The organism is Paenibacillus sp. N3.4, from assembly GCF_008017805.1.
Classification (GTDB): Bacteria; Bacillota; Bacilli; order Paenibacillales; family NBRC-103111; genus Paenibacillus_E.
Genome location: NZ_VRTT01000059.1, coordinates 14,684 through 34,690 on the forward strand (window position 1 = coordinate 14,684; position 20,007 = coordinate 34,690).

Sequence of the window (20,007 nt, forward strand, 5' to 3'; positions counted from 1 at the left end):
GGCTAGGAGGAAAAAAGGGGGGGGATTCATTGAAATTCAGAGTGATCATTATGTTGGTCATCGTTATTGTTGGTGTTGTTTATGTTTGGAAGAGCTTTCTAGTTTCCAAGGAAATAGATAAACCTAGAACCATTATTATGATCCCCAAAACGGTAGATCGACGCGTAGAGTTCTGGCAAGTACTGAACCAAGGGGTAGTTGCAGCAGCCAAGGAGTACAATGCGGAAGTGACTGTCATGGGGACACCCGCTGAGTCTTTGGTTGATGAGCAAATAGGCCTGGTCGATGAGGCGATCGCTCTTAAGCCGAAAGCTATCATTTTGGCGGCTACGGACTATAATCGTTTGGTTCCGATTGCAGAAAAGATCATTCGTTCTGGCATTAAGCTGATCACGGTCGATTCGGGACTGGATGGCGACATTTCTTCTAGTTTTATAGCAACGGATAGCTATGCAGCAGGTCGTAAAGCCGTAGAAACCATGCGACGCAATGTGCAAGGGTCTGCGACTTTCGCCATTGTAAGTTTTGTTAAATCATCGAATACCCAACTAGAAAGAGAAAGCGGTGTGAGAGATACACTGAAAGATGATAGCTCCGTGCAAATTCTAGACTCCGTCTATAGCAATGGCTCGGAAGAAAGGGCCTACGAGTTAACGAAAAAGCTGCTAAACGAGCACGCTGAAATCCGCGGTATTTTCGGATTAAATGAGGTATCGACGGTTGGTGCAGCTAGGGCGTTGAAAGAATTGGACAAAGGCGGAAGCATTAAGTTAGTCGGCTTCGATAGCTCTATGAATGAAATCGGGTTTATTGAAGATGGTATTTTGCAAGCAACTATTGTTCAAAAGCCGTTCAATATGGGGTATTTAGCCGTGAAGACAGCACTCGAGGTGATGGATGGCAAGTTAGTAAAACCTAACATAGATACAGGCTCAGAGGTGATCACCAAAGATAATATGTACACGAGTGAAAATCAGAAACTGTTATTCCCTTTCGTAGAGAAGTAATATGTATGCTATTCGTTGTTATAAATATACAAATTATGGATTGTTAATTCATAGCGTATCGGCTACAATATGAGGTATATTCAATTCATACTCCGAGGGGGAATCCTGATGCTAGGGCTTTTGAAAAGATGGATGCATACGCCAAAGCAGGAACCTTCAGTCGCTGTGGATTACAAAACGATGGAAATCGATGTTGTCATCAAGTGCTTTGTCTCAGATAAAGATAAGCCGTTTCGTGTCATTTTTAAAGTGGACAAACAAGGCTCTTTCTTTTCCAAAGATATTTTCGTGAAAAATGTGGACCCAAAGACAACTTACGAACTGGTTAATAACTTCTCCACACTTGGAATGAACTACGAGGAGCTGAAGAAGTACGGCAGCACGGATCATGCTGAGTACAGCTTCGCGACTTTGGAAGAAGCCAAAAAGGTGAAAGATACAACAGTCGAATACATACGCTTTCTAATTCGGGAACATCAACAAGAAACACTTGCGAGAATTTCATAGGATATATGTAAAAGAACTAGCGATTACATCGCTAGTTCCTTTATTTAGTAAATATGTATATGTCGATACTTTTGCTTCGCATCTACCTTGACAAACTCACTCGTCCCTGAAGGACGACGAAGTCGTTTATCCTTGATTGGCAGGCTTATCTGATTGTTGCTGCTGAACCAATTCTTTTAGACGATGTTGGCGAAGCTTGGTTATCGTAGTGAATTTAGAATCGTTTCCTTTCAATTCGAAAAAAACCTTGCCATCCTGAATGTGTAAAACCTTGGTCGTATTGACATAGCAATCCATGTTGACCTTGAAGAAAGACTTATCTGCGATAATAACTTGAATTTGCTCGGTTGTCATACGTTTCTTGATATGATAGTTTTTCCCGTGGAAAGAGACAAGACCGTGTTCTCCAACTCGGAAGTACAGGATGTCTTTTTCAAGTACAAAGTTTTCGTACGTGTTTCGAGCATCGAGCGCTACATTCATTTTAAGTCCCCCTTTAAAAATGATAACGCTTATAATTTGATAACGCTTTCATTTTAACATAGTTAGACGAATATGAGAAGGGGGGGGGGATATGTCATATTTCCCCGGAAATGATTTACACTGGAATTGTAATCATGAAGCGTGTTTCATCCTCCGTAGTGATGAAATCGAGAGACCCATTATACTTAACGACGAGTTTCTTCACGATGCTTAGGCCTAATCCTGCATGAAACGCTGAGTCTGATTTGCTTGAAAATCCCGGTTCGAACAACCTCTTATGAAAATGTGTAGGGATGGGATCGCCGTTGTTGATGACCTCGAATCTGAGCAAACTGCCTTCCACATTCCCAATCAGAGTCACCTTTTTTTCTATATGTTTCGTTGAAGCAGCAACAGCGTCAAATGCATTATCCACCAAATTACTAATCATTTTTACCAAATCGGTTGCTTTAATGGCGCTAAGACTAATTCGATTTAAATTGCCAACTTCATGTTGGAACACAACTTTACGCTCTAGGGATTGTATAACCTTCGATTGGACGATCGCACATAAAGAGGGGACATCGATCTGAATGATATCGTTCAGGGCGTTCGTTTCATCGATAATTTCTCCAGTATACCGGTCAAGTTCCTCGTACTCTTTCAAATGAACGAGCGAATGAATGGTTGCTACATGATTATTAAAGTCATGCCTCTGCTCTTTCATGGAGCGAAAAAGTGAACCAATATTATCCACATACACCTCTTGAATACTTTCTGCCGTAGCTTCCCTATTTCGATTAATGAAACGAATGACGAAGAAGACGAGGAAGAAAGCCATGATGGCTGTAACGCCGATAATTAAGAGCAAGCTGGTTTGCTGCTGTTGAATGGCTCTTTGAACTTTCTCATAGTCTGCTGTAAGCCCAATAACGACAGGAAAGTCTAATTGGAGGGGGATAAACATTTTTAAATATGGCTTACCGGCAATGGTCGTTTGAAACTGTTTGCGTTCTTTGGTTTTCATTACAGCTTGGACATAAGCCATATCCCGGTCATCTTTCACTTCATAGGAGCCAAACAAAATATCCCGATCGGAGAACCATACGTAGCCTTCTTTCTCGAATTGTCCTTTTTCTTTAAGAAAAATAGGCGGGTTGTAAACGGTAATTTCTTTGGCACCATAGTCGGTATAACCGTTAATCATCTCACTGATAACAGCATCTACCCCCGTATCACGTTGATAATTTGTGAAGAATGCATCGTGGACGAAAGGATCTATAATGTAATTCGTTCGACCATCGTGGTAGTATCCCCATTTATCAATGAATTGCAGACTGGTCATGGATGTATTAAAGGGTCCCGACCAATAGTGCGGCAAGGCTTGTCCACTGTTCACTTTCACTTCTTGCTGATCCAGAAGTTGATTAAAGGCAGGGAACCAATCCCTCACCCACCCTTTGGTACTCATATTAATTTCCTTGGGATCGGATGATTTATAACCAATAATATCATCTTCGCTGCGCTTCATTAACGTGATGTGATCAACCATCAGTTCTTGGCTAAGGACAGCGAGATCCTCATTTTTCACTTGTTCAATGTCCGGATCAAGACGGTATTGAGCAGCTAGAGCAGCAGTTCGTAAATTTTGACCAATAAGATCCTCTATATATTTTTCGGTTGTTTTTGAATGTCTAATCGAAGTGGCTACATTGTCGGCAATAATTTGCATCCGCGTTTCCAGTTCAGAAGTTAGCATTTGTTTTGTATAATAGTAGAATACACTGTCAGTTAGTAGTACAATGATGAGCGAAACCATGAGGATAAAAATGGAATATCGCAGTTGAATTTTTGGTTTCTTAGGTGCAAGCATGATGTCATCTCCCAGAATTCTGATATATGTCATAGTACAATCATAAACCATTTATTTAGATGATTACATATAAAATCGGAGGATTTAGGATGAGAGTAACTTTTTTTGGCTGCGGTGATGGGTTTAGTGTACAGCAAGGTCATAATAGTGTTCTGTTAGAGTTCGAACAAACGAATCTAGCCATCGATTTTCCTGAGTCCAACCATAATGGTCTTCATCTCATGGGAAGGCAATTAAATGAAATCGAAAATCTCTTTATCACACATTTACATGAGGATCATATTAATGGTGTGCAGAAGCTGGCCTTATATCATCGTGTCTATCCCGGAAAGGCAAAGCCTAAACTCTATGTACCGGTAGGTCTTCAAGAGGACTTATGGCAAATCTTGCGTCATGGACTTGAACGGACCACACGCGGAACGTTAGCGTTCCATGATTATTTCGAAATCGTCTGTGTAGAAAATGAATTTACAATAGCAGGTATTAGGTTCGAGATGGTTCCAACTTTGCATATCCCCGGAATGCTCAGCTATGGCTTGCTATGTAAGCCTTATTTCTATTTCAGCGGGGATACGAGGTTGGATGAGCGTTTTATTCAGGATATCGCAGATGATGTTCAGATGATTTATCATGAGTGTCATATGCAGGAGGATCAACTCCTTTCGCATACTTCTCTGGGAGAAATATTGACTCTGCCAGGGACTATTCAGGAGAAGATGGTTCTGATGCATTACGTGGATGATTACTTGAGTACGGATCTTAGGGAACAGTTTCATAAGGAGTATAAGGTTAGATTAGCTCAGCCATTGGTAGGATACGAATCGAGGGATTGACATTAAAGCGTATACAATCTATTGTGAAACATAAAAAAAGGAGTGAGTACCCTTTGAAAGTATTAGTACTTGGTGGTACTGGCAACATTAGCCGGGCGATCGTTGCGCGATTGCTTGATCAATCCCATGAGGTATCAATATTTAATCGAGGCAGTAGGAAGTTGAACTTCTCTGATGATGTTCGCAGTATTGTAGGAGATAAAAAAGACAAAGAACGCTTCGAGGCGCAGATGCGAGAAGAATCATTCGACGCTGTTATCGATATGATTTCATTTAATGCTGAGGAGGCTGAATCAACGGTTCGCGCATTTGGCGGACGGACTGGACACATTGTCATGTGCTCCAGCAGCTCAGTATACAATCGTCCAGCTCAGACGCTGCCCATTCGTGAGGATGAAGAGGAATTGTTTAACGATCCGGGACATCCGTATGCCTATCATAAAGCCGACATGGAACGATATCTCAGAGGCGTGTATGAAAGAGACAAGCTACCGGTCACCATCATTCGGCCTTCTCTCACTTACGGTCCCGGAGGCTATAATATCGGAGTGCTTCGGCAAAATATGAACATTGTGGAGCGCATCCGTTCAGGTAAGCCGCTTGTCATGTTCGGCGATGGCACAACTCCTTGGAGTTTCACGTTTGCATCGGATTTGGCTAAAGGTTTTGTCGGTGTGCTGGGCAATCCGGCTACATTCGGTGAAGCCTATCATGTGACGAGTGAAGAACCGCACATATGGGAAGACCTATATTCAACTTTCGGGGAGGTGCTAGGTAAAGAGCCTCACATCGTGCATATCTCTTCTGACCTGCTCATGACGGCAGCGCCGAAATTATGTTCTCATCTATTTTATGAAAAAACGTATGCAGGACTGTACGATAATGCCAAAATCAAAAGCGTTGTGCCTGACTATCACTCCGAGGTTTCGCTTCATGCTGGGATTAAGATGATGATAGAATGGTACGAACGCGAAGGCTGCTTAGTGGATTTGGAAAAAGATGCGTTTGAAGACCAACTGGTACAGTTCCATCAATCATGGTCCCGGCAAATTGCTAACATCTATATGAAATAGCAAACGCAATCAACATAAGAAAAGGAGAATGACCTATGAGCCAAGCATGTATCTATTGTACTAAAAATGAGGTTTTATCGAATTTAATGATCGAAATAGGCCAGATGAGGGTATCTACATTATTTTTATTTAAAGAACAAACGTACAAGGGGAGATGCATTGTCGCGTTGAATGAGCATCATCATGAATTTTTCCATTTGTCTCAGGACATGCAGGATGCGTATATGCGTGATGTCGCTCAAGCGGCTGCTGCTGTAGAACGAGCTTTTGCACCTGACAAAATTAATTATGGTGCTTTTGGAGATACGATGCCTCATGTCCATTTTCATATTGTACCTAAATATAAAGACGGACACACATGGGGGAAGATGTTCGAGATGAATCCGTCCGACAATAAGCAGTTGACGGAAGAAGAGTATGGAGAAATCATTAATCAGTTGAAACTTCATTTATAAACTTAGATTATCGTCAAAAAATCCCTTATTCGTAAATCCGGATAAGGGACTTTTTGACGCTATGGCGAATTTCAAAGGGACAGAGACAGGTTAGTCACCCTCAGAGTTATGGAAGTTCTTGACTATATGAACAATGGTGGTATAATTCAAATATCAATGCTGTTTTTTTGAAATACAAGTGCAAGAATGATGACTTAGATTTTTTACGCAAATGAGTAAACGTTTACTTGAAGTCGGGATCATTGTTTTAATATCCATAGGAGTCTGTTGTTCTCATGAGGCTTTGACGAGATCAATTCATAAAAGGGGGCAGAAGCAAGGGTACGAGCTGTTTAGAAATTTTATATTTCATTATGTGTAAACGTTTACTTGGAGTGTTGTGGAATATCACGAGAGCAAATCATAATAGGAGGATGGAAGGAAGAAAAATAGACGCTTATCATCTATTTATTCTATTATATGTAAACGTTTACTTGAATTTGATGTTTAGTGGAGTTTTCGTATGAGACTATTCTTGTCGTTCTCAAAATGAAATTTTGATTTATACATTCCATAATATGTAAACGTTTACCTGTGTGGAGGTGATTCAGTGGGAACAGTGGATGAAATATACCATGGAAACACAGTTTGAGAGGAAAAATAGACAAAAATCAATCCCGAATTCGTATAGGAGGAGTGAGAACATGTATAAAAAAGCATATAGAGTACTGAGTCTTATGTTAGCAATCCTTATAACATTATCATCGCTTCAATTAACCATGGGTACAACCGCTCAGGCTGCCAGCGACACGTTTGACGCGGCGACAGGGACGTTAACACTGACGGGTTCTTTTGCTGTGAATACGCTAAAGACTCCAATCGATGCTGTTATTAACCCCCTAAGCAAAACTTATGGAGATATTAAGACATTAATAATCACTAATGGAATCGTTGGTGCCACTGATGCGTCAGGCATAATTCCACAGTTAATAAATCTTGAGGATTTTCAACTTGTAGATAGTGCCACAATCCAAAGCGGTAGCGCGAAGAACACTACGATGAAAAACCTTTTTAGCGGAACAACAAACACCAAATTAAAATCTGTTACTCTAAATAATGTAACGACAATAGCCGCAAGTACTTTCAGCGGTATTGCCAGTTTGACAAATTTAGTCATCCCAAGTGTGACAAGCGTTCCAAATACAAATGCCTTTACGGGTGTTACAAAACTTACGTCTATTACGTTGGGCGCAACGCCTCCACCAGCCGCAGCCGGACCCGCTATGTTTCCAACAAGTGCGACATTCTATGTACCGGTGGACAAAGTCGCAATTTACAAGGCGGATACTGTTTGGAGCAGTGTAGCAAGCCGAATCAAAGCCATCGGAGATACACCTGGCGTTGCAGATGGGAATGCTGTTATCACGTTTAACAGCGGAGGCAGTCTTCTCGATCTATTGGCGGCAGCAGGATATGACAGCACAGATTCCACGCAAGCTGCTAGCTTGAAGACGATTGTCATAAAAGCAGGCAGTACAAAGAAAGTGTTTGCGAATTCCGACTTTAACTCCGGGGCTAAATCTTTTAGCAAGTACATCAATCTTACATCCTTCAAAATAGAAAAACCGGATGATCCTAGTTATCTAACATGGAATGGAAATAAAATGCCAAATAGCGCCCTTAAAGGGCTTGTAAAACTGAAAGAAGTGAAAATAGGAATTGATACTTCTTACATTGGCGCATCGGCATTTGAGGGTGATTCCCAACTTGAAACTGCCGAGTTTGGCATGACGCGAACGCTGGGTCCGTATGCTTTCAAGGGAGATACCAGCCTTAAATCCATCACTTTTAACAAAACATATCTTCCGGTTGGTTTTGATGATGATGCTGGACCGCCTGTAGTACCGGGTGACTGGTTTCACGGTGTCAACACCGACAGTCTTATCATTTACGTACCGACAGATGGGGTCGCTGCCTTTCAAGATGATGATGGCTGGAATAGTTTTGGTGATAACGGCATCACCATTATGTCGAATGGCGATAACACTTCGAAGGATGCCGACGTCGGAGCACCTGCAACGCAAAATGTTATCATAGATACGTTTACAACTAAATCTTTGCAGACTGCCATTAACAACTCTAATTTTAGGGGCACCGATTATGGGGATATCAAAGTTCTTACCATCAATGCAGGCGTATTAGACCCTATTGACTGTACATTTATTGCTACCAGTCTTAAAAAGCTTGAGGAACTTTATATTATTGGTTCGGCAAATTTCGCAAATGGGACAATTCCCAAAAATGCCTTTGAAGGCAACAGATACCTAAGAATAGTCAAAGCGGATAACGTAACGACAATCGGAGTGAAAGCGTTCAATTTATTTGAAAGCTTGACCGAGGTTAACTTTCCGAATGTGACAACGATAAGCTCACAAGCATTTGCACAAACAAAGGGCTCTAGTGCCAGCAAGCTTACGACAGCAAAATTTCCAAAAGTTCAAATTATCGAACAAAGAGCATTCTATTTTTGTGTGAATTTAACGGATCTATACTTGGGAAGCGTACCTCCCAAGCTTACTGTTCCTGAGGGCAAACAAGGTTTGTGGTTCAATTTTGTAACACACATGACCATACATGTGCCAAGCTTGGATGTATATAATGAGTATATCAAACTTGAAAATAGTGATCAGATTGACTGGAGCGCGATGACTTTTGTCGCAGACAACGGAGATGCGCTGCCTGTAATAACGCCAGCGGCTCCCTACGTTGATGCTGATTATGATTATCTGCGTGTGGATCAACCTGTACCGTATTATGACGGTGATTACAAATTAAGCCTCAACATGTATACCCTTAACATGAATATAAACTCATGGCTGCAAGGGCGTACATCCCCCGTCCCGATGACGACGCTTGAAGGGATTAAGTGGGCGCACGATAACGGATTTGACGCCGTCGACGTCACGTGCTATTACATTCCGGGGTATAGCAATACAGCCATGCCGACACCTGAACAACAGGTCGAAATTCATAAATATGCCAAACAAATTAAAGATCTAAGCAGCAGCTTGGGTATTGCGATAAGCGGTACAGGCATTCAGAATAACTTTGCCGACCCCAATCAGTTGAGACGTGATGTGGATATTGAGCGTATTAAGTTTTGGATTCAGATTGCGGCTGAAATGGGCGCACCTGTTATCCGTGTATTTTCCGGTCCTCCCCCTGTTGACATTACGCGTACAGGCTGGGCGGCTATCACGCAGGACCGAATTGCGCCTGCCATACAGCAAGTTGCGGATTTTGCAGCAGCCAATTATCCGTCCGTTCAAATTGGCGTTCAAAACCACGGCGATATGCTGGCGACGGCCAACCAAGTACTGCAGCTTGTGAAATGGATCAATAGATCCAACGTGGGCGTTGTAAACGACACGGGTTATTACAGAGATTTTATGAATACTGACGCGACACAGTATGATTGGTACAAGGATATTTCACTTATCCTTCCTTATTCAAACAACTTTCAAGTTAAGAAAAAGCCTGCTGGCGCTGAAACAAGCGAGTTGATGGACTTGAATAAATTGTTCGGGATCATCAGAAATAGCCCATACCGTGGTTATATACCAGTAGAACTGTTATGGCTTCCGAATGACGATGGCTATCCGGGCAAACTGAACACACCGCCTTATGATGAAACAAAAGCGTTCCTTCAGTCAATGAGAACGGCGATGAAGGACACGAAGCATATCGCATCAACGGAAGATACAGATTTGAGCAGTATTCGTTTGTCATCGGGCGCGTTGAACGAAACTTTTACTGCGGCAAAAACGAGTTACACGCACCAAGTTGCGAATAACATTGAAAGCCTGACATTAACACCGAAGGTAGTATATACGTCCGCAAGTGTGAAAGTGAATGGAACGACTGTTATAAGCGGACAGCCGAGCGAAGCGATTGCGCTTAACGTAGGTGTGAATACCATATCGGTGGTTGTAACGGCAGCGAATGGTTCCATGAAAACCTACACGATTCAAGTCACAAGGGTCAGTAACAATGCGCTGTTGTCCAGCATGGCTGTCGATCAAGGAATGTTATCACCGACATTTTCGCCATCAGGATTAAATTATACGTTAGACGTGTTGAATACCATTTCTAATTTCAACCTTTTCTTAACGAAAGCAGAACCTAACCAAACGCTTACGGTTACAGGTGCTGTATACAGCAATGTAACGAACAATGTGTATGCTTATCAAGTCTCTAACTTGAAAGTCGGCTCTAACTCAGTTCAGATTGCAGTATCCGCGCAGGATGGAACGAGCAATCCGTATATGCTCACAGTGAACCGCGCACCGGCAGCAAGCAGCAACGCAGACTTGAGCTCATTGACGCTGTCGAGTGGTGCCCTAAGCCCTGCATTTGCATCTGGTAAAACGGATTACAAATCCAGTGTGGCTAATGGTGTATCGAGTCTTAGCGTAACGGCAAGTGTATATGATAGTAACGCCACGATGACTGTGAACGGAACTCCGATCATCAGCGGTCAAGCAAGCGGAGCTATTAATCTGGCTACAGGTGACAATACGATCACTGTCGCAGTGAAGGCGCAGGATGGTACAACGAAGACCTACACAATAACAGTGAACCGTGAATCGAACTATGTTAGTTCAGGTGGCGGTTCAACTCCAAACGACACTAAAGTGAACGCAACGGATGGCAAGCTAACGCTTCCCGCAGGCAGGACGGGAGAAGTTAGTCTAGGCGATGAAATCGTGGTCTCTATTCCGGCCAATGCAATAGAGAAAGAACTGAAATTAACGATTGACAAAGTGGCGGACACTCAAAATCTTCTTAAAAATAAAGAGGTTCTGGCCAGCTCGATATTTGAGATTCTGAAAAACTTCTCAGAGAACTTCAGTCATCCGGTCACGCTGACCTTCGCTTTCGATCCAGCAAGCTTGAAGAATGATCAAACGGCGGGTGTCTTCTACTATGATGAAGTGAAGAAAGAATGGGTAGGAGTCACAGGCAGCAAGATTAACGGAAATCATATTACTGTAGATGTAAATCACTTTACGAAATATGCGGTATTTGCCGTAGATAAAGTGACAGATAAGCCAATTACAGAGCAACCTACAGACACGAAACCGGCTGTTCACTTGAGCGATATCACTGGACATTGGGCAGAGGTGAGCATCAAGCAAGCCGTAAGTAAAGAAATCGTCAATGGGTATCCAGATGGCACATTTAAGCCAAACCATACGGTTACTCGTGCAGAATTTGCTGTGATGCTGATGAATACGTTGAAGCCGCAAGGAGAGGGAACGGCGTTGACTTTCACAGATACAGGAAAGATTGGCGGCTGGGCACAAAAAGCAGTCGCGCAAGCGTTCAAAGCCGGTATTATTAAGGGCTATGAGGACGGAAGCTCGTCCGGATGCAGAAATTACACGCGCAGAGATGGCCGTGATGCTTGCCAATGCTTGGGGGCTGACTGTCGAAGCAGACACTGTAACCGGCTTCGCGGACGACAAAGATGTTCCGGCCTGGTCGAAAGGTGCTGTAGCTGCGATGAAAAAACAAAAAATTATCGAAGGTAAAGGCGCCAACGAATTTGGTCCTATGGCCGCAGCAACGAGAGCTGAGGCTGTAACGGTGCTGCTTAACATGCTGGCCCAAAAGGGCAAGTAACGATTCAATCAATCGTAAAGCGAAATTAGGATTATTCCGCAGGTAGTCGAACAGGCTGCTTGTGGGGTAATCCTTTTTTTGTATAAAAAATGGTTGCTTGGCAATTACAATAGGAGCTGAGAAATTCTCGCTTTTTTTGTGTGTTCTTTTGTGCTATCCTTATTTGTTACGATTTAATAGCAAGGTTTGTGAAAAGGTTGCAAGAAATATGAAATTTACACGTTTCATCTATGTAGGTAAATGAAGGAGACAACATGACATTTAATGACTTGAATATTATACCGGCAATTCTAAAGGGTTTAAGCAAGGAGAACTATACGACCCCCACACCTATACAGGAACAGGCGATCCCAGCTGTGTTAGCAGGCAGAGATTTACTGGGCTGCGCGCAAACGGGAACAGGGAAGACGGCTGCATTTGCAGTACCCATTATCCAACTATTGAGCGAACAGAAGAGCAGCTCCAATACTGGACGCCGCATTCGTTCATTGATTTTAACACCTACGAGAGAACTTGCTATTCAGATCTCTGATAACATTAAGGCGTATAGTCAATATACGGAAGTACTATGTACGGCTATCGTTGGTGGTGTTTCCCAAAAAGCGCAGGAACGGGCGCTGAATCAAGGCGCAGACATTATCATCGCAACGCCGGGCAGGCTCATCGATTTAATCAATCAAAAGCGGGTTGATTTACAATATGTCCAAATATTAGTGCTTGATGAAGCAGACAGAATGTTGGACATGGGCTTCATTCATGATGTGAAGAAAATCATCGCTAAAATGCCGAGCAAAAGACAAACGCTTTTTTTCTCGGCAACGATGCCTCCGGAAATATCTAAAATGGTTAAATCGATACTTGTTAATCCTGTAAAGGTAGAAATTACTCCCGTTTCATCCACTGTGGATCGCATAGAGCAATCCGTCTATTTGTTGGAAAATGGAAACAAGCAAAATCAATTGAACGAGCTGTTACAAGATAAATCCATAGCTTCGGCATTGGTATTTACCCGTACGAAACGTGGCGCTGACCGCGTTACGCGTGAACTGGCCAAGGTGAAAATTTCTGCAGAGGCGATTCACGGAAACAAATCCCAAAATAATCGACAAAATGCATTGAGCAATTTCAAGAGTGGTGTAACGCGAGTGCTGGTTGCGACGGATATCGCAGCAAGAGGGATTGACGTCGAAGAGCTTTCGCATGTGATCAACTTCAACCTCCCTAATATTCCAGAAACTTACGTTCATCGAATTGGCCGTACGGGCAGAGCCGGACATAGCGGTACAGCTATCTCTTTTTGCGAAATGGAAGAAATACCTTTTCTGAAGGATATTGAGAAACTGATCGGGAAAACCATCCCGGAAGTGAAAGACCATTCCTATCCGATGCTGAACGCGCCTCAGCCTTCTAAGGTAAATCAAGCATCGACTACAGGAGCCGGTAAACCTGCCAAACCTAAAGCAAACCCTGCGCGCAAGCCTAAGGCCCAGTGGTATAAAAAGGGAAATAAGACAAGCAAATAACATTAAAAATAGTAAAGATCACCCTCCGCCATCACTTGGCGGAGGGTTCTTTATGTTAATGTAGGATGGACTAGATGATGACGATAATGGGAAAGGTTTACATTGCGCTTAACCGGTAGATTATTTGAGTATATGGAAGAAATAAACAAAAAATGATAGACGAGAGACAATATAAGAACTATCATTTGTAACTATTAACATTTTTAAAGAGCAGTCCAATAGTGATTACTTCCCTATTGGACATTTAAATTGGAGTCAAGATGGCGTCAAGCAAGAACAAAATTTTTCATATCGTAATGATGATAAACTTCACATCAAAGCTAAGAATAAGGAAGAAGAAGACCTTTTTGATATGCCCGAGGTAGGTTTTCCTAAAAGTATGCAATAATCATTAATTAAGTTGACACTTAATTAAGTGTCAACTTAATTAATGTCATGATTGATAAAGCCATACAAGCGATAACGGAACCTAGGCGCCGAGATATTTTACATCTCGTCCGTGATGGGGAACTGACCTCTAGCGCTATTGCGTCGCATTTTGACATTTCAGCCCCAGCAATTTCACAGCATCTGAAAGTTCTTGAAGAGGCCGGACTTGTCGTTGTTAGGCGAGCAGGCACCAAACGATTTTATGGCATTAGGAGGGAAGGGTTCGCCGAGTTGATGCAGTATATCGAGAGCTTCTGGGATGACAGCTTGATGCGCTTGAAGGAAGCCGCGGAAGAAGAGGAGAGGAGAAAACATGACTTCAATCAGCAGTAGTGACACGATCAAGAAAGAAATATTTATCGAATGCCGTCCGGAGACATTGTTCTCATTTTTTACCGACCCTGACAAATTGGTTCGTTGGATGGGACGCCACGTTTTGTTAGACCCAAGTATCGGTGGCAAATATCGCATCGATGTTAATGGAAGCGACATTGCGATGGGCGAGTATAAGGAAATTGTCCCAAATGAGAAAATCGTAATGACATGGGGATGGGAGAAATCGAAGGTGGTTCCTCCCGGATCAAGTACAGTTGAATTCAGCTTGACCCCCAAAGATAACGGCACTCTCTTAGTGCTGACGCATTACGATCTGCCGGCAGCGGAAGTTGCCTCACATGTTCAAGGCTGGACGCATTACATGCCGCGCCTGCAATCAATAGTGCAAGGTCAAGATCCCGGCGCCGATCCGTGGTCTGAACAAGCGATGCATTAATTCCTGCAACTGCGGATTTAACGCAACAGACGAAAACAAATATAAAGTAGAATCTGTCATGTGGCATCATGCCTTTCAAGATCACTCGGAAATGCTGAAAAGTATGACTGTTGATATGTGGAGCAGTGGCTCATGAACAAGGACGAGCAGATAAAGGAGGGTGCATTACGATGAGTACAGCGGTTCATCAAGAAATAACGTTTAGAGCTAGTCCTGAGCGTGTTTACAATATCCTTATCAGCAGTGAGCAATTTAGTGAGGCGTTTCGCTGGAGCGGATCTGATTATCGGCACAGAGGACCAGCAAGTCGATATTCATGGAGATTATGCCGGAGTTAATGGGGACTATCTCTTTATATTGCAGGATAAGAGGCAGCCCCGGCAGAGAGTTGCTGAGGAAGGGTATCTACGGAGTAAGGAAAGAAATTACTCCGTGGATGACCCTTTGCTTTTTTAGAGGCAATTGGGAGTTTTTGAATTAGCTAGTTAAACGAGCTGAAGCCATTTGGCTCTACCATAAAAGCACCCCATGGGCTAATAAATGGAGCTTTTTAGTTCAGCGCTGCTCTTAAACTGTAAGAGTGCAGTTATTTTCGATAGTAATCGTTTTTTAGTAGGGAAATCTTGCAAATCTACAGGTATTCCGCTTCTTTATTGTCCTAACTTGAGATAGGGTGAATGAAAACATGTATTTTCGCATGAATGATGAGCTGCTGGATACATGGAGTTAATTAGAAATGTACAATTGCAGTTTTTCTCCAACTACAGTCCCTGCATCGCACTTCGCCCAAGCTCATACCGTACAACGTGTTTGCCTTCCGCGCCGGTCATCGGATGTAAGTCGTCGAATTGATCTCGGAGTGGCCACCATAAGTTGCGGCAAATAACTTTTCAGCATCCCGGTGTCCCCGCTCTAGACGACCTCTTCGTTCTCCTGTTCTTGCCTGCATATGGTATTGGATAAATGGATGACAGTGAAGAGCCTAGGAATCAATCCTCAAGCTGAGATCGGCATGCAGAGAACTTGTCCCGCACCCTAAAAAATACTTCCGTAAGTCGCCAAAAACTGCGAGGGCTCGATCCTGTGCGGTTTTGGCTTAATGAAGTCTCATCTCGAAACCGATTAAAGGCATCTCGAGAAAGCTGCGCATGTCAACATTTCCGATATTCCAGGAGCCTGTAATCATTACGAAGGCCATCCAGGTTCACTCTCCGTTCATATTTTTTTGATATGCTTTCAAATGTAAGTCGAGACTTAGTTATCAAAAATATGCAGAATGTCGGAGGTTAATCATGTCATCGTCTATGAGGAAGATATCTTGCAAAATAATGTTACTGGTGTTATTGGTCGTTGGGGGGACGAGTTTGTTTGGGGGACAGCCGCCCGTATCAGCCGCGAATTCCACTTCTACATTGCCTTCCTCCAAATCGGAGGGGGCAGCGGATTTGAATGACGCTGCTGGGCTATCGGCATTCATTGATGGTATCATGAAAGGGCAAATGGATAATTTCAAAATTCCAGGAGGGGTCATCACGATCGTCAAGGATGGGAAGACTCTGCTTGCTAAGGGCTATGGTCACTCGAATATCGAAATGGTACGCCAGTCAACCCAGAGACCAGTTTATTTCGGATCGCTTCGACAACGAAGCTGTTTACTTGGACGGCCGTGATGCAATTGGTCGAGCAGGGCAAGCTCGATCTCGATGTGGACGTCAATACCTATTTAAAAACAGTGAAAATACCAAAAACCTATCCGCAGCCCGTTACTTTGCATCATCTCATGACCCATACCGCTGGGTTTGAAGAGGGTGGAGTCGGCTATCAAATCACGACGGATCCAGCCAAACTGCCGGTGTCGATTTCGGAAACGCTTGCTAAGCATATGCCTGCGCTTGTTCGGCCTCCAGGCGAGATGACGTCTTATTCCAACTATGGAGCCTCGTTGGCAGGACTTATTGTCGAGGAAGTTAGCGGCATGGCTTATTATGACTATATACAGAAAAATATTTTCGATCCGCTCGAAATGAAATATGCCACAGTGGAGGAGCCTATTCCGGCATCTTTAGCGCCGAATGCGATGCTAGGCTATGCTCGAGAGAATGGCCAGTTCGTAGCCAAACCACCTACGTTCGAGGGAGGTTTCCGTCCCGCAGGATCAGGGGCTGTCTCGGCGCTCGATATGGCCCATTTCATGATCGCCCATCTTCAGGACGGACGTTATGGAAACAAGCAACTTCTTAAACCTGAGACCGCCAAATTGATGCATTCGCCGGCGTTTCAGTTTGACGAGCGATTACCGGCTATGGATCTTGGCTTTTATGAGTTGAGAATGAACGGACTGCGCGTTATTTCCCACGGGGGCGCTGACACGCTATTCAGTACGGAGCTATATCTAGTGCCCGATAAGCAAATTGGCATTTTCGTTTCCTTTAGCGGGGGAGATGGAGGGCTGCAGCGACAGGGATGTCGAAAGCCTTTTTCGATCGTTACTATCCGGCACAAGAAGTCAAACTGCCTCCTGTGTCCGAAGAACTTGAGAATGCCGTGCAGAAATACGCTGGTTCCTATCAGTTCACGCGCCGTAACCACACGGATATAGATAAGTTTTTTAGCTTTTTGACCCAGATCAACGTTGCGGTTTCTGATAACCGCCTATCCCTTGGAAGCGGAGCCGAGCAGCAAATATTCGCTCCCATTGCGCCAAATTTATTTCAAGAAGTTGGAGGCACGCATCAGATTGGATTCCGCACCGATGCATCAGGAAAGGTCACTCACCTGCTTCTTGATATTTTCCCTGAAATGCCGCTAGAACCCACGCCGCTGCTCGATCAATCTAAGTTTTGGTTTCTTCTGATTGGTATCTCGTCCGTTCTGTTCATCAGCGTATTGACTGGGTATGCCTATAACAGGCGTGAAATTAAAGCCATGCCTAAAGCTCAAAAGTGGGCAGTTCAGCTGTCGGCAGCTACCGCAGCTTGGACGCTGGCTACCTTAGTTGCTACGTTCGTCGTAGTGTTGAACATGGAACTGTTGGATCGTCTTAGCCGCGTTACGCTATCTTTAAATCTCTATCTGTTCATGCCCATTCTTCTTGTCTTGTTGACCTTGGCGATGATGGCTTTAAGCGTAATGGCTTGGAAGAACAAGTATTGGACAGCGTTGAAGCGCGTGCATTATTCCCTAGTGGCGTTATCGGCAGTAGCGATGAGTTTATTTTTCTATCATTGGAATCTATTGGGATGGCATTTTGGTTGAAGCAACAATCCGTCCGTTCGGGCGGAACACGATAGAGATTGGAGACGTGCATACTCATGGCCAAAATCCTAATCGCGGATGATGATGCGCACATTCGTGAGCTGATCACCTTATTTTGCGGAATGAAGGATATGAGATATTGGAGGCGAAAGACGGAGCGGAGGCGCTGGCGATTGTTGAAAATACTCGCATAGATCTAGTTATCCTTGACATTATGATGCCCCAATTAGATGGTTGGGAATTGTGCAGAGAGATCAGGCGCATAGATTCGAATATCCCTCTCTTGATGGTTACAGTCAAGGGAGAATCAGCACAAAAGGTGAAGGGATTTCAGCTTGGAACAGACGATTACTTAACGAAACCGTTCGATCCGTTAGAGCTTGTGATGAGAGTAAAAGCGTTGTTAAAGCGTTATATGATAGTCTCTTCACAAACCATACAGCTGGGTGGCATTGTGCTGAATCGGCGAAGCTTTCAAGTGATTCGGGGGAATGAAACGCTTAATCTGCCTTTAAAGGAATTCGAACTGCTGTTTAAGCTGGCTAACCATCCAGGACAAATTTTTACCCGGGAGCAATTGATTGCCCACATCTGGGGAATGAATTACGAAGGCGATGACCGAACCGTTGATGTTCACATTAAGCGCCTAAGGGAAAGGTTTGCCGGAGATGCGCAGCATTTTCAGATTGAAACGGCTCGCAGTCTGGGATACCGGTTAGTAATAACATGATCAAAACCTTATACGTCCGAATTATTTGCACGTTTCTGGTCGTCATTATATTCAGCTTGTTGTCTGCTTTCTTTATTGGGTTCTTTTTCTTCAAGAAAGAAATAAATCATATCGGACAGAACGACATGATTGCAGTAGGAGAAGAAATTATACGTTTCTATGAACAAACGAGCCCTAATGATCGGGACGCGTACATCATGCGTATGGTGAAGATATCCTCCTATCCGGTTCATATCTATGACCATTCCGGCAACATGAAGTTCTATGTTTTAGATAAGACAGATAATATCAAAATCGCGCCGGAAGCGGTTCAACAGGTGCTGCGTGGACAATACTATCGTTCTCCCAGTGAAGCAGAACAAACTTTCGTTGGTCTTCCTTTTCCAATTGATGGGGAGCCGCATGCTATGTTTATGCAGTTTTCCACGCAAAACGAAAATATTATAAATCGGATGATGCTGCTTGTACTGGTGCTCGGTCTAGTCATTGGAAGTCTGTGCATTCTCATTGCCGCCAGGTATTTGGTGAAACCCATCCAAGTATTGACAAAAGCAACTAAACGACTTGCAAAGGGCGATTTCAACGTGGAAATAAAAACGAAACGCGCAGACGAAATCGGAGCTTTGACCCACAGTTTTAATGAGATGGCTAGCGAGCTTAAACAGTTGGAGCAGATGAGGCAGGATTTCGTTTCGAACGTCTCTCACGAAATTCAAACCCCGCTAACCTCTATTTCCGGCTTTGCTTTGGCCATGAAAAACAGTAACTTGGTAGCGGAAACCGATCGGAATTATTACCTGGATATTATTATCGGGGAGAGCGGGCGACTATCCAGGCTCAGCGATAACTTGCTAAATCTCGCTTCCTTAGATTCAGAGCATCATCCATTTGAGGCAATTACGTATAATCTCGACGAGCAAATTAGGCAAATCGTTGTTACCTGCGAGCCGCAATGGGCGGCCAAAGGCATTCACATCGAATTAGAATTGGCTCATGCTGTTAAAATAACGGCAGATCGGGATCAGCTTAATCAAGTATGGATGAATATAATAGGCAACGGCATCAAGTTTACCCCTTCTGGAGGGCATATCGAAATACGCATGAAGCGTTCGACGAATGAAATCTTAATCGCGATAACCGATTCAGGAATCGGAGTAGCGTCGGAGCAGCTCGATTATGTTTTCGAGCGATTTTACAAAACGGACCGATCGCGGAACCGCAGCATTGGCGGTAATGGCTTGGGTCTTGCCATCGCTAAGAAAATCGTCACTCTTCATCATGGAAGCATCGAAATGAAAAGTCAGCTAGGTCAAGGTACGACAGTGATTGTGCATTTGCCTACTCGATAATGTTAAGGCGTATTTCCATCTTCAAATCCCTCGATGATCAGCTAGATTAACTGTAGTACCAGCATGCTTGGGGGC

General features: G+C 43.5%; 17 protein-coding genes and 1 pseudogene. 16 read left to right on the forward strand and 2 right to left on the reverse strand.

Going from position 1 to position 20,007, the window contains the following annotated elements; all coding sequences use genetic code 11:
- The first annotated feature begins 29 nt into the window (after positions 1–29).
- On the forward strand, positions 30–1,007 hold the full coding sequence (locus tag FU659_RS24695) for a substrate-binding domain-containing protein (protein WP_261808028.1): 978 nt from the start codon (positions 30–32) through the stop codon (positions 1,005–1,007).
- A 108-nt stretch (positions 1,008–1,115) separates the two neighbouring features.
- Positions 1,116–1,514: a hypothetical protein gene (locus FU659_RS24700; RefSeq protein ID WP_147949995.1), complete on the forward strand. Its 399-nt coding sequence runs from the start codon at positions 1,116–1,118 to the stop codon at positions 1,512–1,514.
- A 126-nt stretch (positions 1,515–1,640) separates the two neighbouring features.
- Here FU659_RS24700 and FU659_RS24705 read toward each other — a convergent pair whose 3' ends face one another.
- Positions 1,641–1,997: a LytTR family transcriptional regulator DNA-binding domain-containing protein gene (locus tag FU659_RS24705; protein WP_147949996.1), complete on the reverse strand. Its 357-nt coding sequence runs from the start codon at positions 1,995–1,997 to the stop codon at positions 1,641–1,643.
- Between the two features lie 115 nt (positions 1,998–2,112).
- A complete protein-coding gene (locus FU659_RS24710; protein ID WP_147949997.1) occupies positions 2,113–3,849 on the reverse strand; it encodes a sensor histidine kinase in 1,737 nt (578 codons plus the stop codon).
- A gap of 89 nt (positions 3,850–3,938) precedes the next feature.
- On the opposite strand from FU659_RS24710, the gene FU659_RS24715 reads away from it, so the two are divergent.
- The 14 genes and pseudogenes from FU659_RS24715 (at position 3,939) to FU659_RS24765 (ending at position 19,932) form a co-directional block, all read left to right on the forward strand.
- Entirely contained in the window at positions 3,939–4,682 is a 744-nt protein-coding gene (locus tag FU659_RS24715) for an MBL fold metallo-hydrolase (protein WP_147949998.1), read from the forward strand.
- 53 nt (positions 4,683–4,735) lie between these two features.
- Entirely contained in the window at positions 4,736–5,755 is a 1,020-nt protein-coding gene (locus FU659_RS24720; RefSeq protein WP_187274373.1) for an SDR family oxidoreductase, read from the forward strand.
- Between the two features lie 35 nt (positions 5,756–5,790).
- Positions 5,791–6,210, forward strand: a complete 420-nt coding sequence (locus tag FU659_RS24725; protein ID WP_147950000.1) for an HIT family protein — start codon at positions 5,791–5,793, stop codon at positions 6,208–6,210.
- Between the two features lie 683 nt (positions 6,211–6,893).
- Positions 6,894–11,783 carry a cadherin-like beta sandwich domain-containing protein gene (locus FU659_RS24730; protein WP_187274374.1) on the forward strand — a complete coding sequence of 1,630 codons (4,890 nt, stop codon included), beginning with the start codon at positions 6,894–6,896 and terminating at the stop codon, positions 11,781–11,783.
- A complete protein-coding gene (locus FU659_RS36500) occupies positions 11,755–11,874 on the forward strand; it encodes an S-layer homology domain-containing protein (RefSeq protein ID WP_222708633.1) in 120 nt (39 codons plus the stop codon). Before FU659_RS24730 ends, FU659_RS36500 begins: the two co-directional genes overlap by 29 nt.
- A gap of 254 nt (positions 11,875–12,128) precedes the next feature.
- Positions 12,129–13,397: a DEAD/DEAH box helicase gene (locus FU659_RS24740; RefSeq protein ID WP_147950003.1), complete on the forward strand. Its 1,269-nt coding sequence runs from the start codon at positions 12,129–12,131 to the stop codon at positions 13,395–13,397.
- 435 nt (positions 13,398–13,832) lie between these two features.
- On the forward strand, positions 13,833–14,159 hold the full coding sequence (locus tag FU659_RS24745) for an ArsR/SmtB family transcription factor (RefSeq protein ID WP_222708631.1): 327 nt from the start codon (positions 13,833–13,835) through the stop codon (positions 14,157–14,159).
- Entirely contained in the window at positions 14,140–14,598 is a 459-nt protein-coding gene (locus FU659_RS24750) for an SRPBCC family protein (protein WP_147950004.1), read from the forward strand. Before FU659_RS24745 ends, FU659_RS24750 begins: the two co-directional genes overlap by 20 nt.
- A 243-nt stretch (positions 14,599–14,841) precedes the next feature.
- Positions 14,842–15,054, forward strand: a complete 213-nt coding sequence (locus FU659_RS36505; protein WP_222708632.1) for a hypothetical protein — start codon at positions 14,842–14,844, stop codon at positions 15,052–15,054.
- An 872-nt stretch (positions 15,055–15,926) separates the two neighbouring features.
- Positions 15,927–16,268 carry a hypothetical protein gene (locus FU659_RS37575; protein ID WP_261808029.1) on the forward strand — a complete coding sequence of 114 codons (342 nt, stop codon included), beginning with the start codon at positions 15,927–15,929 and terminating at the stop codon, positions 16,266–16,268.
- Positions 16,247–17,197, forward strand: a complete 951-nt coding sequence (locus tag FU659_RS37580; protein ID WP_261808034.1) for a serine hydrolase domain-containing protein — start codon at positions 16,247–16,249, stop codon at positions 17,195–17,197. Before FU659_RS37575 ends, FU659_RS37580 begins: the two co-directional genes overlap by 22 nt.
- A gap of 17 nt (positions 17,198–17,214) precedes the next feature.
- Entirely contained in the window at positions 17,215–17,853 is a 639-nt protein-coding gene (locus tag FU659_RS37585) for a hypothetical protein (protein ID WP_261808030.1), read from the forward strand.
- A 56-nt stretch (positions 17,854–17,909) separates the two neighbouring features.
- Positions 17,910–18,583, forward strand: a pseudogene (locus tag FU659_RS24760) (response regulator transcription factor).
- Positions 18,580–19,932, forward strand: coding sequence for a HAMP domain-containing sensor histidine kinase (locus FU659_RS24765; protein ID WP_147950005.1), 1,353 nt, complete (start codon positions 18,580–18,582; stop codon positions 19,930–19,932). Before FU659_RS24760 ends, FU659_RS24765 begins: the two are co-directional and overlap by 4 nt.
- Positions 19,933–20,007: the final 75 nt, after the last annotated feature.

Excerpts from the sequence above, each read along its gene's own strand:
- FU659_RS24700 (WP_147949995.1), top strand. The coding sequence starts at position 1,116 with ATGCTAGGGCTTTTGAAAAGATGGATGCATACGCCAAAGCAGGAACCT.
- FU659_RS24705 (WP_147949996.1), bottom strand. The coding sequence starts at position 1,997 with ATGAATGTAGCGCTCGATGCTCGAAACACGTACGAAAACTTTGTACTT.
- FU659_RS24710 (WP_147949997.1), bottom strand. The coding sequence starts at position 3,849 with ATGCTTGCACCTAAGAAACCAAAAATTCAACTGCGATATTCCATTTTT.
- FU659_RS24715 (WP_147949998.1), top strand. The coding sequence starts at position 3,939 with ATGAGAGTAACTTTTTTTGGCTGCGGTGATGGGTTTAGTGTACAGCAA.
- FU659_RS24725 (WP_147950000.1), top strand. The coding sequence starts at position 5,791 with ATGAGCCAAGCATGTATCTATTGTACTAAAAATGAGGTTTTATCGAAT.
- FU659_RS24730 (WP_187274374.1), top strand. The coding sequence starts at position 6,894 with ATGTATAAAAAAGCATATAGAGTACTGAGTCTTATGTTAGCAATCCTT.
- FU659_RS36500 (WP_222708633.1), top strand. The coding sequence starts at position 11,755 with ATGAAAAAACAAAAAATTATCGAAGGTAAAGGCGCCAACGAATTTGGT.
- FU659_RS24740 (WP_147950003.1), top strand. The coding sequence starts at position 12,129 with ATGACATTTAATGACTTGAATATTATACCGGCAATTCTAAAGGGTTTA.
- FU659_RS24745 (WP_222708631.1), top strand. The coding sequence starts at position 13,833 with ATGATTGATAAAGCCATACAAGCGATAACGGAACCTAGGCGCCGAGAT.
- FU659_RS24750 (WP_147950004.1), top strand. The coding sequence starts at position 14,140 with ATGACTTCAATCAGCAGTAGTGACACGATCAAGAAAGAAATATTTATC.
- FU659_RS37575 (WP_261808029.1), top strand. The coding sequence starts at position 15,927 with ATGTTACTGGTGTTATTGGTCGTTGGGGGGACGAGTTTGTTTGGGGGA.
- FU659_RS24765 (WP_147950005.1), top strand. The coding sequence starts at position 18,580 with ATGATCAAAACCTTATACGTCCGAATTATTTGCACGTTTCTGGTCGTC.